The organism is Pontibacillus salicampi, assembly GCF_042434395.1.
Taxonomy (GTDB): Bacteria; Bacillota; Bacilli; order Bacillales; family BH030062; genus Pontibacillus; species Pontibacillus salicampi.
In genome coordinates, this window is record NZ_JBHLTP010000004.1 from 56,810 (window position 1) to 71,003 (window position 14,194).

13 protein-coding genes are annotated in these 14,194 nt (G+C 39.9%); 10 read left to right on the plus strand and 3 right to left on the minus strand.

Going from position 1 to position 14,194, the window contains the following annotated elements; translation table 11 throughout:
• Positions 1-27 precede the first annotated feature (27 nt).
• Together opp4B and opp4C are read left to right on the plus strand one after the other, a co-directional pair.
• On the plus strand, positions 28-993 hold the full coding sequence (gene opp4B / locus ACFFGV_RS06980; RefSeq protein ID WP_377346008.1) for an oligopeptide ABC transporter permease: 966 nt from the start codon (positions 28-30) through the stop codon (positions 991-993).
• Positions 994-1,004: 11 nt separating this feature from the next.
• Positions 1,005-1,922: an oligopeptide ABC transporter permease gene (opp4C, locus tag ACFFGV_RS06985; RefSeq protein WP_377346010.1), complete on the plus strand. Its 918-nt coding sequence runs from the start codon at positions 1,005-1,007 to the stop codon at positions 1,920-1,922.
• 113 nt (positions 1,923-2,035) lie between these two features.
• On the opposite strand, the gene ACFFGV_RS06990 is transcribed toward opp4C, so the two are convergent.
• On the minus strand, positions 2,036-2,479 hold the full coding sequence (locus ACFFGV_RS06990) for a YueI family protein (RefSeq protein ID WP_377346012.1): 444 nt from the start codon (positions 2,477-2,479) through the stop codon (positions 2,036-2,038).
• A gap of 101 nt (positions 2,480-2,580) precedes the next feature.
• Between ACFFGV_RS06990 and ACFFGV_RS06995 the strand changes: the two genes are divergently transcribed.
• The 6 genes from ACFFGV_RS06995 (at position 2,581) to ACFFGV_RS07020 (ending at position 9,886) form a co-directional block, all read left to right on the plus strand.
• The gene (locus tag ACFFGV_RS06995; protein ID WP_377346014.1) at positions 2,581-3,597 is read left to right on the plus strand and encodes a sugar-binding protein; all 1,017 of its coding nucleotides are present in this window, start codon (positions 2,581-2,583) and stop codon (positions 3,595-3,597) included.
• A complete protein-coding gene (locus tag ACFFGV_RS07000; protein ID WP_377346016.1) occupies positions 3,597-5,042 on the plus strand; it encodes a sensor histidine kinase in 1,446 nt (481 codons plus the stop codon). Before ACFFGV_RS06995 ends, ACFFGV_RS07000 begins: the two co-directional genes overlap by 1 nt.
• A complete protein-coding gene (locus tag ACFFGV_RS07005; RefSeq protein ID WP_377346018.1) occupies positions 5,039-6,559 on the plus strand; it encodes a response regulator in 1,521 nt (506 codons plus the stop codon). The genes ACFFGV_RS07000 and ACFFGV_RS07005 overlap by 4 nt, the downstream gene beginning before the upstream one ends.
• A gap of 107 nt (positions 6,560-6,666) precedes the next feature.
• Positions 6,667-7,974 carry an ABC transporter substrate-binding protein gene (locus ACFFGV_RS07010; protein WP_377346020.1) on the plus strand — a complete coding sequence of 436 codons (1,308 nt, stop codon included), beginning with the start codon at positions 6,667-6,669 and terminating at the stop codon, positions 7,972-7,974.
• Between the two features lie 185 nt (positions 7,975-8,159).
• Positions 8,160-9,068 carry a carbohydrate ABC transporter permease gene (locus ACFFGV_RS07015; protein ID WP_377346022.1) on the plus strand — a complete coding sequence of 303 codons (909 nt, stop codon included), beginning with the start codon at positions 8,160-8,162 and terminating at the stop codon, positions 9,066-9,068.
• 2 nt (positions 9,069-9,070) lie between these two features.
• Positions 9,071-9,886, plus strand: coding sequence for a carbohydrate ABC transporter permease (locus ACFFGV_RS07020; RefSeq protein WP_377346024.1), 816 nt, complete (start codon positions 9,071-9,073; stop codon positions 9,884-9,886).
• Between the two features lie 94 nt (positions 9,887-9,980).
• Here the strand turns inward: ACFFGV_RS07020 and ACFFGV_RS07025 are convergent, their stop codons facing one another.
• Positions 9,981-10,997 (minus strand): YqcI/YcgG family protein, encoded by a 1,017-nt coding sequence (locus tag ACFFGV_RS07025; protein ID WP_377346026.1) that lies wholly within the window; start codon positions 10,995-10,997, stop codon positions 9,981-9,983.
• Between the two features lie 65 nt (positions 10,998-11,062).
• A complete protein-coding gene (locus ACFFGV_RS07030) occupies positions 11,063-11,749 on the minus strand; it encodes a peroxiredoxin (RefSeq protein WP_377346028.1) in 687 nt (228 codons plus the stop codon).
• A 162-nt stretch (positions 11,750-11,911) separates the two neighbouring features.
• Between ACFFGV_RS07030 and safA the strand changes: the two genes are divergently transcribed.
• Both safA and ACFFGV_RS07040 read left to right on the plus strand, forming a co-directional pair.
• A complete protein-coding gene (safA, locus tag ACFFGV_RS07035) occupies positions 11,912-12,544 on the plus strand; it encodes a SafA/ExsA family spore coat assembly protein (RefSeq protein WP_377346030.1) in 633 nt (210 codons plus the stop codon).
• Positions 12,545-12,808: 264 nt separating this feature from the next.
• Complete coding sequence (locus ACFFGV_RS07040; protein WP_377346032.1) at positions 12,809-14,020, plus strand: NupC/NupG family nucleoside CNT transporter; 1,212 nt, start codon at positions 12,809-12,811, stop codon at positions 14,018-14,020.
• The last annotated feature ends 174 nt before the right edge of the window (positions 14,021-14,194 follow it).

A 14,194-nucleotide genomic window follows, 5' to 3' on the forward strand; every position in this document is an offset into this window, starting at 1 on the left:
AAGGGTTTCCAGATAAGGAGAATGGTCATGTTAAAATATACAATTCGAAGAATATTAGGCATGATACCAATGTTGTTCCTTATCTCTGTGGTAGTGTTTTTCCTGGCATTAGCAATGCCAGGAGATTCCCTATCTGGTGAGATTGATCCGAACAATACTGATCCAGAATATATTGAAAGAATGAGAGAGAAGCTTGGATACAATGATCCTGTTCATGAACAATATATTCGCTGGATTACAAATTTCGCTAAAGGGGATTTTGGGACATCAACGAAATATAAGATTCCTGTTTCTGAGCTTATAGCCCAGCGTTTACCGAATACGCTGTTTTTAGGGATTACCTCTATCATCATTACATACCTATTTGCCTTCGCTATGGGGATGTATGCAGGGAGAAATCCTTATACGAAGATAGATAATTTTATAGGTGGATTTAATTATTTCATGCTGGCCATTCCTATCTATATAGCGGGTGTTTTTGCCATTTATATATTTTCCTTTCAGCTTGGCTGGTTTCCATTTGCAGGTTCAGTAGATATAGGTGCGTCACAAGGAACAATAGATTGGTGGCTCTCCAGATTCTATCACGTATTATTACCAGCAACAGTATTAGGAGCAATGGGCACTGCAAGTTATACCCAATTCCTTCGCAACGATATTATTAATAATAGCCAGAAGGACTATGTAAGGACTGCCAGGGCAAAAGGGACGCCAGAATCCCGTATTTATAACCACCACATTCTTCGTAACTCTGTCATCCCCCTTATTACCTTTCTGGGGTTTGATGTAGTGACAATCGTAAATGGTGCCCTGATAACAGAGACCATTTTTACGTACCCGGGGATTGGACAACTCTTTTTAACATCCATGAGCACAAATGATTATCCTACGTTAATGACGCTGGCACTTATGTTCTCTTTGCTAGTATTAATAGGTAATTTAATTGCAGACCTACTGTACGGTGTCGTGGACCCGAGGATTAGATTAGAGTAGGAGGGGTGGCAGTGGAAGTCATACACAATAAAAAGGAACAGACAAACGTTCCTTTAAGCAAACCGAAAAAAATCATGTCTCCATGGGCCATGGCCCGCAGAAAGTTTTTTCGGAATAAGCTAGCGATGATTAGTTTAGTGTATTTATGTATTGTAGCTATCTTTTCGATACTTGCTCCCTATATTACGTCGACCGATATTTCACGAGTGAATATTGGACAAATGTCACTTTCTCCTTCAGCGGAGCATTGGCTTGGAACAGATACGAGCGGTAGAGATGTGTTCACTCGCTTATTATACGGAGGGCGTGTTTCGTTATTAGTAGGTGTGTGCTGTACTACCCTTATTATGTTATTTGGTACTGTAATAGGTTCTATTGCCGGCTATGCTGGCGGATTTATTGATAATATTTTAATGCGTTTTACGGATTTTATTTTAAACTTTCCATTTCTTGTATTTGTTATTGTTTTAAATGCTGCACTGTTTGGAGTCGTATCTGGTGTATGGCTGCTTATTATTGTCATTAGTATGCTTGGCTGGGGCGGTGTAGCGAGAGTTGTTCGGAGTAAAATTCTTGCTGAAAAAGAAAATGAATATATTATGGCTGCAGTTTCGATTGGGTGTAAGCCGAGAAAAATAATTTGGAAGCATTTATTGCCAAATGTATCCACAACGATTATTGTGTACGCTACTATCACATTCGCTACCATGATTGTAGCAGAATCTGCTCTAAGCTATCTAGGCTTCGGGGTACCGCAGGAAGTACCAAGCTGGGGGAATATGTTATCAGCTTCTCAGCAGTCAGAAGTACTTCAGCATATGCCATGGATTTGGATTCCGCCAGCACTCGTGTTAACTCTAACCATTCTATCTATTAACTTTATTGGGGAAGGGTTAAAGGATGCACTGAACCCTAAATCATATCGATAATAAAATCTACCATTATATGTGGTAGATTTTTTATGTAAATATAATTGCATGTCGAAACGGCTTGGATTATTATGGAACTAACCAATTTATGTAGAGAGGTTTCCAAGCCCTCCTTAAGAAGAAGGCTTAAACCAGCTTTTTATCGTAGCAAGGAGTGATGTGTTATTTTCGTTTGCTTCCTCTTGGAACTCCTCCGTTACAAAGATGTTCTCTATATCAACTGCATAATCGTACGTTAGTACTGCACCTAAGTCAGATTCTGCATCCTGGTTCGATACAGATGTATAGGGGATGTTATATTTGTCAGCTAGAGCTTTCTCCTCTTTCATGAATTTGGAAGCGATGTGTCCGTTTAGTAGTAGTTCGGTGTCAGGATGCTGCTTCATAGCACTTTCTAATTCTCGCAGTGCTTTATCCTGCATAAGCTGGCCCTTCGTTAAGGCGATTACAACGCGTTCTCGTATGGTTCCGAGAAATCGTTTACGCTCAGATGGCTTAATTTGTTTTTTACCATACATTCCTTCTTTTAAAGCTTCTTCTACTTCCTTATTACTCATAATACTCCCTCTTTTCTTAACGGATACGTAATAAAATTATTGTATAACGTTGTTTCCTTTACAAGCAACTTGCAAGCAAATAATTACTTACATAGAGGAGGATGGACATATTGCAATCCGACCGTCTTTTATACAGTATTCTCATTGCCGTAATCATTATGGTAGGGGGAGCAGCATTATTTTATTACATGAAAGCGCTTCAACACCCTGCTGAGATACAGCAAGCAGACGCCGGGGAAAAGCAGGATTTACATTTCGTCCTCATTCCTCAAGAAACAGAAAATGATTATTGGAGGCTCATAGAGGAAGGCGCTCGGCAAGCGGAACAGGAATTAGGTGTTGCTGTTGAATATAATGGACCTAAAAAAACGAGTATTACAGAGCATATTGAATGGATCGAAAAAGGAATTGCCTCTAAGGTGGATGGGATCATTACACAAGGGTTACAGGAATCAGCATTTACCCCTGTGCTAAATAAAGCTGTTCGCATGGGCATTCCTGTTGTAACTATTGATACGGATGCTCCCTCTAGTGAACGGGCAGCTTATGTTGGTACAGATAATTATGAAGCTGGATTCATGGCTGGTAAAGCTCTCATTGAGGACACGGGTGGTACAGCTAATGTCGGTATTATTACGGGGAGCTTTGAAGCTAGAAACATGAAGCTTAGGGTTCAAGGGTTCCGAGATGCTGTGCAGGAAGAGAGTGGAGTAGCTATTATGGATATCAAGTCATCAGAGATTACTAGAATACAAGCTGCGGAAAAGACGGAGCAGCTACTAAATGAATATCCAGAAATTGATGCTTTTTTTGGAACGAGCGCGCTCGATGGGTTTGGTATTGCCTCGACCGTTCAACAGCGGGCTCGAACGAATAGTACTTACATTATTACCTTTGACTCTTTACCAGAAACAGTAAAGCTCATAAGAGAAGGAGTTATTGATGCTACTGTAGCGCAACAGCCATATGAAATGGGATATGAAAGCGTCCACCTTATGAAGGACCTTGCCGAAGGGAGAACGGTAGATGCTGTGCAACATACAACCGTTCATATTGTTAGAAGGAAGGATCTACCCGTTAGTGAGTCACTTCTCCTACCGAAAGGAGGGACTCGTTAATGAAGATTCGTACAAAGCTAATGATATTTTTCTTAACCATCATTTTCCTCATGAATGGAGTGGCCTATTATCTATATCACACAAGCCAGGAGACGATTCAACAGTATGATTCTATGCTGGAGCGCTTCTTTCTCTTAAATGAGGTAGAACAGAGCACTAATATGGTCTTTCGTAACATGAACAGCTATATGATTAATACTTCTCCGGATGTAAAGAAGGATTATGAGCAAGGCAGAGAGGAGTTACAAGAGCTAGAGGATCAGGTGACGACGAGACTCGATGCTAATCGATTGGATGTTTCCAACTATGCCAATATGATGGAAAGCTTTTTATCGGAAACGGATGGAGCTATGAAGGCATACCAAAATGGACAAATCTCTACATATTCTGCTCGGACGATAGAATCGGAGAAAATTATGAATTATATACAGGATTCCACGTTAACGTTAATTAACAAGGAGCTTTCAGAATATGACACTTTTTACAGGAGTCTCGTCCAACGCAGTAAGTATATTGAGAAGATGGCGATTACTATATTTGTGTTTTCATTACTAGTTTCCATATTATTTGCTCTATGGTTTTCGAAGGGAATTACACGTCCCATTCATCACTTATCTAATGCGGCACGAGAAATTGCAGCGGGGAAGTTTGATGGTAAGAAAGTAGAAGTGAAGACGAGTGATGAATTACGATTGCTTACCAATACATTTAATAGTATGAGAGAAAACATAAGAGCGTCTATCTTGGAGATAAAACAAAAATCAGAACTGCAGCGTTTAGTCAAAGAAATGGAGCTGAAAAGCCTGCAAAGTCAAGTGAACCCTCATTTTTTGTTTAATACACTAAATATTATCTCAAAGACTTCGTATATAGAGAATGCTGATCGTACAGGAGAGCTGATTGAATCCGTATCCTCCTTATTACGGTATAATTTGTCTCGTTTGGATAAGCCTGCGACACTGCAAGAGGAATTAGACAGCGTTCAGGAATATGTGTTTATTCAACAAGCAAGGTTTGGTAAGCGTTTTTTGTTTGAAACTAAAATTGAAGAAGGAACAGAAGAAATAGAAATACCTGTATTAACACTCCAGCCTTTAATTGAGAATGCCTTTATCCATGGAATAGAAAGAAGAGAATTCGGTGGTGTAATAAAGGTGGAATCCTACCACAGTGATAACTGTGTAGTAATAGCTGTTGCAGACAATGGTACAGGTATTACAGAAGACAAGAGAACACAAATTATGAATGGTGAGGATGGAGGGCGCAATGTAGGAAGTGCGGGGCATACGACCGGTATTGGGTTAGTGAATGTGATGAGGCGGTTGGATTTGCTGTATGAAGAAAGTGGGTTAGTTGATATTCATTCTATCCCAGAGGAAGGCACGACAATTAGACTAACCCTGCCTAACAAAGAGGCGCAGGGAAGGAGGCTATATTCCTCATGAAATGGTTAATAGCGGAGGATGAAGAGATTGAACGAGAAGGACTAAAGAAGTTAATGCAGCAAGCATTCCCGGATTTGGAAGTAGTTGGCGAAGCGACAACAGGCAAGGAGGCTGTAGAGCTCGCTAAGAAGACCAATCCTGACATTATTACCATGGACATTAAAATGCCAGTAATGGATGGTGTAGAGGCAGTTCACCACATTAAAAGCTGGAGGAATGATGTGGAAATTATCATGATGACTGCATATGACGAGTTCCAGTATGCACGAGATGTGATGCGGGAAGGAGTCCAAGAATATGTCCTTAAGCCTGCTAGAAAAAAGGAGCTAATAGAGACCTTTCAACGTGCCATGAAGGCTGTAGAAGCAAAGAATCAGCATGTTCATCAGGTCAATACCACAATGCTGTCAATGATTCAATCAGATATGCTTCAGGCTTATTTTACAGAGAGAGCCCTTGAGTATTACCCTGACCAGCTAGCTTCTTTTTTTCCAATGGCTAAAGGAAGAGGCTGTGTCATTTTAATTCGTTTAATGGATCAGGAAAATTCGGACATTCAATATAATTGGTTAAGAGAATGGTTCGAACGACATACCCATTGCTTAATGGGACCCATTCAGGATCAACACATTCCGATTTGGATTTTTTCCTTCAAAGACGAGCAGGTTGCTGAATCGATAACATCGTTGGGACAATGGGTTAGGACAGCCATTCAATTGTTTTTCTCCCAATTTCATCAGCAAGTAAAAATGGGGATTGGTTCTTTTTGTGAGAAACCAGATCAATTAATCCATTCGTATCATGAAGCGGTGATTGCTTTATCCTCCATACCAAGCAAGAAGGGGTATATTCATTATGAGTTAGCCAAATCTCAACTGGAACCAGGGGCATTTCATCAAGTAGTGCAGGAAAAACATATATATGATGCTATCCGTGCAGGAGACGCTGATTTAGCCATTCATCAATTTGAACAATGGTGGGCTCTTATGCGAGAACAGGATGATGTTTCAGAGCGCTGTAGAAATATACTGTACACCATAGCTGCTATCGTGAAGGAAATGGGTTTTACAGAAGAACCAAGATTCATAGATTTTTCAAGCAAGCCGTTGGACGCATATCGAAGGTTCGTAGTGGAGCGCCTTTCCCATGCTGCCAGTGTGGTGAAAAGCTGGAAGCGGGTGACATCAAAAGATGCGTTATGGAATGCAGAAGAATGGATTAAAGAGCATTATGACCAATCCATTACGCTAGAACAAATAGCAGAGCATGTGAATTTAAGTCCATATTATTTTAGTAAGCTGTTCAAGGACCGATTTGAACAGAGCTTTATAGATTATGTGACAGAATTGCGAGTTGCAAAGGCTAAGGAATTATTGCGAGCAACTGATAAACCACTGAAAGAAATATGTTCTCTTGTTGGCTATAAGGATCCGAACTACTTTAGTCGCGTGTTTAAAAAGAAAACAGGGCAAACACCTAGCGATTTTCGAGATTCCATCCACCTCACATCAAAATAATGCGGGTCATTCACAAAAAAATGAAGATGATTCTAGGACAATAACCCTATCTCTCATGATACATTGTAATTGAAAGCGATTACAATTATGGGAGAGGGGTTTTTTATATGAAGCATAAACACTATTTTTGGATGCTTGCTCTATTATTGCTCGTCTTCACTGCAGCATGTAGTGGGGGAGGAGATGATCAAGCCTCAGGAGGAAATGACGATGGGGGATCAGATGGAGAAGGAAGCGCAACAGGAAAGGTAGAGTTATTTAGCTGGTGGACAGCTGGTGGAGAAGCAGAAGGCTTAGAGGCTATTATAGAACAGTTTAAAGAAGAACACCCGGATATTGAAGTAGAGAACGCAGCCGTTGCGGGTGGAGCTGGTTCTAATGCAAAAGCAGTGCTGGCAAACCGTATGCAAGGAGGAGAGCCTCCTTCCACATTCCAGGTACATGGTGGAGATGAATTGTTAGCAGGCTGGGTAGCAGCAGATAAAATGGAGCCAATCAACGATCTATATGAAGAGAACAATTGGCAAGATGTTTTTCCACAAGATTTAATCGATATGGTAAGTAAAGACGGAAATCAATATGCAGTTCCAGTTAATATTCATAGAGGAAATGTCATGTTCTACAATACATCAGTATTTGAAGAAAATGGATTGAAAGCCCCTACGAGCTGGGAGGAATTCCTGGAGGTTGCAGAAACACTGCAATCCAAAGATATTACTCCTCTTGCATTAGGAGATAAAAATGTGTGGCCATCCACAATGATCTTTGAAAGTATTTTACTTGCAAACCTTGGGGCAGAGGATTACGACAAGCTTTGGAATGGTGAAATCGGTTTTGATGATGAACGAGTGGTACAATCCGCTGAGACATTTAAAGAAGTTTTAGCATACGTAAATGAAGACCATAGTGCTCGTGCTTGGCAGGATGCTTCTCAATTAGTGGCTGATGGAAAGGCTGCCATTAATATTATGGGAGATTGGGCTAATGGATACTACCAAAGCAAAGAGCTAAAAGCAGAAGAAGACTATGGATGGGCCGTAACACCAGGCTCTGAAGGTACCTTCATGGTAATCACAGATACTTTTGGATTACCAAAGGGCGTCGAAAATCCTGATCAGGTAAAAGAATTTCTTGCAACATTAGGTTCTAAAGAAGCACAGGATACCTTTAATCCAATTAAAGGCTCTATTCCAGCAAGAACAGATGCAGATTCATCTAAATACGGACCTTATTCCACCGACACTATTAAAGATTTTAGTGAAGCAGCATTAGCACCAAGCCTTGCTCATGGTTCTGCTGCACCTGAACAAGTAGTAACAAAGGTGAATCAAGCTGTGAACGTTTTCGTTTCCCAACAAGAAGTAGATGCGTTTATTCAATCACTACAAGACGCTACAAGCTCCTTGAGTGAATAAAAAAACAAGGGAGGACCTCCTCCCTTTCCTAGCGTCAAATCTCGCGGGGGTCATCAGGTAATCCTTTCTGGCAGAGGTGATAACACCACGGCGATGCTTACCTTAAGGCTGTCGAGAGTAATAAAGACACTTTTGCTTATCTATAGTATTTATATGATTCGTTCTAGTAGGAAGGAGGTAATGACTTGCTTGGTAGATATTCTGATCGTATATGGTCGCTTATATTTATCGTGCCATCAATTGTACTAATTGGTGTGTTTGTGTATGGATTCATAAGCTGGACAGGATATGTTTCCCTTAGTGAATGGCAATCGTTAATTCCAAATTATTCGTTTGCTGGGTTGGAGAACTACACCACGCTCTTTCGGGATTTCCGTTTCCAAGCAGATATCCGTAACACCATTTTCTTCACCATACTTTTTATCGGGGCAGTAGCTATTGTCGGACAGCTGCTGGCCGTGCTAATTGATCAAAAGATTAAAGCAGAGTCCTTATTCCGTAACATTTTCCTCTTTCCAATGGCGTTATCCTTTGTTGTAACAGGTGTCATTTGGCAATGGCTCTTAAACCCTTCTACAGGGGTTAATTTGCTTTTAGAGAAAATCGGTATAAGCCCTAAATGGTATGTTAGTACAGAAATTATTCCAGGCATCCCGCTAGGTAAGATCGAATTTGGAATACCAGTTGCCATCATCGCAATTGTTATAGCAGCCGTATGGCAAATGACTGGTTTTTCTCTGGCAATGTATTTAGCGGGACTAAGGGGAGTACCGGAGGAGTTAAAAGAAGCTGCTAGAATTGATGGTGCTTCTGAATGGAAAGTTTATTTTAAAGTAATTATGCCGCAGCTTCGCCCGATTACGATGAGCGTTATTATCATCATGGCCCACATATCTCTTAAAATATTTGATTTAATTTATGCCATGACCGGACCAGGTGCAAACTTTGTAACGGATGTGCCGGCACTATACATGTTTGAAACAACGTTCCGGGCTAACAATTATGCTGGTGGTGCTGCTATTGCCATTATTCTATTAATCAGTGTAGCTGTTTTCATTATACCGTATCTGTTAATGAACAGGAGGGAGGACTAGGTATGAAGAACATTACTAAATCTATTATTTATTTACTGCTTATTGGCTTTAGCTTATTTTACTTAATGCCTGTTTACGTTCTAATTGTTACAAGCTTAAAGCCTTTCGATGAAGTTTCTCTAGATACCATGTGGTCCTTACCTCAAACGGTTGATTTCAGCAGCTATAGCAAGGCATTTGCAGAGCTTGCTCCAAATATTATGAATTCGTTTTATCTTGTTATCCCGGCAACCCTGTTATCTGCGTTACTGGGATCATTAAATGGCTATGTATTGTCAAAATGGAAATTTAAAGGTTCAGAGCTCGTGTTTACTTGTATATTATTTGGGATGTTTATTCCTTATCAGAGTATTCTTATTCCTTTGATTGTGACATTAAGGGATTTAGGATTATACAATTCTATTCCGGGTCTTATCTTTACTCATGTTGTGTACGGTCTCCCTATTACAACACTCATGTTCCGAAATTTCTATGCCAGCATTCCAGATGCGATGATAGAATCGGCTAAAATTGATGGTGCCAGCTTTATTAAGGTATATCGTCATATCATGATTCCTCTTTCCATCACTGGATTTATTGTCGTGGCAATCTGGCAATTTACAAATATATGGAATGAATTTTTGTTTGCTGTCTCTCTTACTCAGTCTGACCAGCAGCCTGTCATGGTTGCCTTGCAGAACCTTGCAGGTAGCCAGGTAGTAGAGTGGAACGTTCAAATGGCAGGTGCAATTCTAGCAGCTCTGCCAACATTGCTTGTCTACATTTTATTAGGAAAATACTTTGTAAGGGGACTGTTGGCCGGATCGGTTAAAGGATAACAGCACTTCATTTAGTAAGTGTACACAAAAAAACCTGTAGAAAACGGGAAGGTTTCTCTACAAGTGTTAGGATGGGGAGCTCCCATCCTTTTTTCTATGGAAATATGCCATCTACATTTGCAGCGGCAAATAAACAGCCTGCCTGTTCGACACGTAGCTGTCCTCCCTTATGAGCAGGAATATAAACACGTTCCCCTGCTTTACATTCGATTTCTTTTCCATCTGTTATAAATGTTCCTTTCCCTTCGAAAACGTGTACTACTTGCGCGGTTGTCTGTTTACTTATGCTTTTGGAGGTAAAGGCATCAGAGCGGTGAATCAGAATATCACTGGCTCCTTTAACAATTAGCTCTTGTATGATAGAGCCAAGAGCCCCCTTTTTTAATTGGTGGTAAGGCTCCTCCACTGGGAGGTATTCCTTGGCATGTTTCATGAGTGCAGTTTTGTTGCCGTCCATCAGCTTCTTTTCATCTAGAGCAACGGGGAAGAAGGAATGAATATCCTCCTCTTGAAGCCGAAAAACATTCGGAGTGGAAGAGGCTAGTATTTGTTCCATTAAAGGTGGGTGCGTTTGCTGAAGAAACAGCCACTTTGGCTTAAACACCATCATAAAGTAATGATTTGTCGGGAAGCCGTCCTCATACGCTAATGGTATATTACTGGTGACATACATGGCAGAGCCTTGAAAAGCAAATTCACATAAATGGTGATAGGTAGGTTTAGGGATAGAGGGATTCCATTTATGGTCGTCTAGTTCATATAATTCATGAAGAACACGCCAGAACATTTTGTGATACGTTTCAATTGTAAATGGCTTGCGAGCTGGCTGGAAAAGGGCAACAAAAGCAGTATTTTTACCATATTTTCTAAAATTCTTCACATAAGAGGTTAATTCAACAGCAAGTCTCTCTAAATCTTTCTTTTGAAAAGTAGAATCAATAAATGCTAATCGTAATTGACGCTGTTTAAATCCTTCTAACCCCAGATTGTTGGAGTATGTGTTGTTCTCTGCTAATAAATCAGATGCAAACTGATCGAACACATCATAACCCCAGGTAGGCATCTTGGTTGGGAGGTATGTTTCAGCCAGGTGCTTGATTTTCGTTTCCATATCCACATTCCCCCATATATACAGATAAGCTCTACAATATATGAGGGAGTACGTAATTTTATGCGTTATTTATCTGAGAACGCAGATAGGGATTTATAGCAAAACCACCAGTCCAGACAATTGTATTCGCCTTGCTTCTCCCCTTCCATGCGTTTCTGAATTTCTTTGATGTTCCCGGCAGGAGGGAGAATAACATCGCTTCCAAGCATCTGATTATGAGGCCAATTCTCTGGCATAGCTACATTAAATAAAGAAGCAGTTTGTAGAGCATGGACAGATCTCCATATTTCTTGCACACTTCTACCTATTTCCTCGGGGTAAAATAAGGTTTGGCGGATAGTACCGCTATCATCTACGATAAAAACACCTCGAACCGTTCTTGTACCCTGGCCTTCTGGAAGCATACCAAGCATTTTAGATAACCTTCCTAAAGGATCGGCAATGACAGGAAAGGTAATACCAATTTGTGTATTATCATGAATCCATTCAATCCATTTTAAATGGGCATACACTTGGTCCACGGATAAACCAATTAACTCTGTCCCCATCTTGTTAAAGTCCTCTTGATATTGCTGAAAGGCAATGAATTCTGTTGTACATACTGGTGTGAAATCTCCTGGGTGACTAAACAATACAAACCATTTGCCTTGGAAATCATCAGGTAAGGTTTTACGTCCTCTAGTTGTTTCAACGGTAACTTTAGGAAATGTCATCCCAATGGTTGGATGTGTATACCCTTCTGCTTCCTTCATGAGTGTATCCCCCTTATGATTGGATGCGTCTTATCTATATTCCATCTGGTCTATATTCATGAAAAGAAGGTAAGACTTTTTAAGATAGAAAAGGATTTTCATGAGTAAAGATGCTGAATCATGACACAATAAATGTATCAACTTGTGAAAGGAAGAAAAAGGATGAAAAGAATGATACTTATTACTGGGATACTGTTAGTGGCGTTAGTAATGGCATTTAGTTACCCTGACTACACCAATGCCCAGCAGAACACAGATACTTACACAGTTAAGCGAGGGGATACGCTTTGGAAAATATCTAGGAAATACAAAATAGGTCTATCGGAAATCATTAATGCCAATCCCCAGTTTCATAACCCTGATTTGATTTATCCAGGGGATAGAGTTACGATTCCATTGAAGCAAAATATTAAGTCTATTGAGCAAGAGGTGATTCGCTTAACGAATGAGGAGCGTGCTAAATATGGACTCCCTTCCTTAAAAGCGGATTGGCAGTTATCAAGAGTAGCTCGATATAAATCCAGAGATATGCGGGACAATAATTATTTCTCTCATAACTCACCTACTTACGGGTCACCATTCCAAATGATGGATAGCTTTAATATATCCTATCGCAAGGCAGCAGAGAATATTGCAGCTGGACAAACCACTCCTCAAGCAGTCGTAAAGTCCTGGATGGATAGTTCTGGCCACAGAAAAAATATACTAGATAAAAACCTGACCTATATTGGAGTTGGATACGCCAAGGGTGGAAGTTACGGCCACTATTGGACACAACAATTTATCACTAAATAATATGAGGTGAAAAGCTAGCTGTTAGAGCTAGCTTTTACCATGATGATGGGGGATTCACGGAACACATAATTCTACAAAAAAATTTATTTTTTGATAAAGTCGCTTGGTTCTAGGATTTACTTATGATGGACTAAAAAATAGTAAATAATTTCCATTGCAAGACGTCTGACGAATTGGTACAATTCTTCAAGAAGGTAGAGATGAAAGCATTTTCATAACTTCTATTTTAGGCGTAAATATATACTTATTAAGGGGGAAAAGCTCGTGGATATTCTTTTTGGTTTGCTTGCAATTGTTCTTGTATTGGGTATAGCATTCCTTATGTCGAATGACCGAAAAAATATCAACTATGTTGGTATTGGTGTTATGTTGGTTTTCCAATTAGCGACAACTGCATTCTTCTTCAATACTACTATTGGGAAAACAATTATAACAGCAATTTCGGCTGGTTTTAACAAGTTAATTGAATTTGGTAAAGGCGGCGTAGGTTTTGTATTAGGTAACGTGGCGACAAAAACAATGGAGGATGGTTCTCCAGCGTCTGTCTTTTTCTTTGACGTTTTACTTATCATTATTTTCTTTGCAACGATTCTGTCCGTCCTGACTTATTTGAGAATTCTACCACTTATTATTAAATATATTGGTGCATTTATTTCATGGATTACTGGTTTGCCAAAGGTAGAATCCTTTAATGCAGTAAACAGTATGTTTTTTGGACAATCCGAAGCACTTCTAGCTATTAAGTCTCAATTCCATCATTTAAGCTCCAACAGACTATATATTGTTAGTGCTTCAGCGATGGGGTCTGTCTCTGCTTCTATCGTTGGTGCATATCTGGGAATGCTTCCTGAACAGTACGTGTTAGTGGCTATTCCTTTGAATATGTTTAGTGCTTTGATTTTAGGCTCTATGATTGCTCCAGTCAAGGTTAAGAAAGAGGATGATAGAGTAGATATTAAAGATGTTTCTGGTGCAAAGAGTTTCTTCGAAGCAATGGGGAATGGTGCATTAGACGGTGGTAAAATTGCACTAATCGTAGCTGCTATGCTTATTGCCTTTATAGCATCTCTGAATTTAGTAAACGCTATTATTCAATCTGTATTTGCAGGGGTAACCCTTCAAATGATTTTAGGTTACATTCTAGCTCCAATTGCCTTCTTAATGGGTATTCCAGGGGATGAATTAGTCCAAGCCGGAAGCCTGATGGGGACGAAGATTGTAACAAACGAATTTGTAGCAATGCTTGAACTTCAGTCCCTTATTAATGACTCTGCATTATCCGAGAAGACTGTCGGAGTGGTTTCTGTATTCCTTACAAGCTTCGCTAACTTCTCTTCTATTGGTATCATCGCAGGAACTGTGCAAGGAATTGATCCCCAAAAAGGAGCAACCGTTTCTAAGTTTGGACTTAAGCTTCTAATCGGTGCAACACTTGGATCAATCCTATCTGCCACTATCGCAGGTTTATTCCTATAATAAACATAGAGGTAAGCAGATTTGAATCAAAATGGTTAAGCTGAAGGAGATACATTCTCCTTCAGCTTTTTTAATGCTTAAAGAAAATGAATGTAGGATAAGGCTGTGGCATCCAACCAAAGAAAGCAGCCTGAGTGAATGTTTAGTACTGGATGATAAAGGAAATATAGCTAG

What these genes read in the sequence shown, in the direction of transcription:
- ACFFGV_RS06995 (WP_377346014.1), top strand. Translation starts at nt 2,581, where the DNA reads ATGGACATATTGCAATCCGACCGTCTTTTATACAGTATTCTCATTGCC.
- ACFFGV_RS07005 (WP_377346018.1), top strand. Translation starts at nt 5,039, where the DNA reads ATGAAATGGTTAATAGCGGAGGATGAAGAGATTGAACGAGAAGGACTA.
- ACFFGV_RS07000 (WP_377346016.1), top strand. Translation starts at nt 3,597, where the DNA reads ATGAAGATTCGTACAAAGCTAATGATATTTTTCTTAACCATCATTTTC.
- safA (WP_377346030.1), top strand. Translation starts at nt 11,912, where the DNA reads ATGAAAAGAATGATACTTATTACTGGGATACTGTTAGTGGCGTTAGTA.
- ACFFGV_RS07030 (WP_377346028.1), bottom strand. Translation starts at nt 11,749, where the DNA reads ATGAAGGAAGCAGAAGGGTATACACATCCAACCATTGGGATGACATTT.
- opp4B (WP_377346008.1), top strand. Translation starts at nt 28, where the DNA reads ATGTTAAAATATACAATTCGAAGAATATTAGGCATGATACCAATGTTG.
- ACFFGV_RS07020 (WP_377346024.1), top strand. Translation starts at nt 9,071, where the DNA reads ATGAAGAACATTACTAAATCTATTATTTATTTACTGCTTATTGGCTTT.
- ACFFGV_RS07025 (WP_377346026.1), bottom strand. Translation starts at nt 10,997, where the DNA reads ATGGAAACGAAAATCAAGCACCTGGCTGAAACATACCTCCCAACCAAG.
- ACFFGV_RS06990 (WP_377346012.1), bottom strand. Translation starts at nt 2,479, where the DNA reads ATGAGTAATAAGGAAGTAGAAGAAGCTTTAAAAGAAGGAATGTATGGT.
- ACFFGV_RS07010 (WP_377346020.1), top strand. Translation starts at nt 6,667, where the DNA reads ATGAAGCATAAACACTATTTTTGGATGCTTGCTCTATTATTGCTCGTC.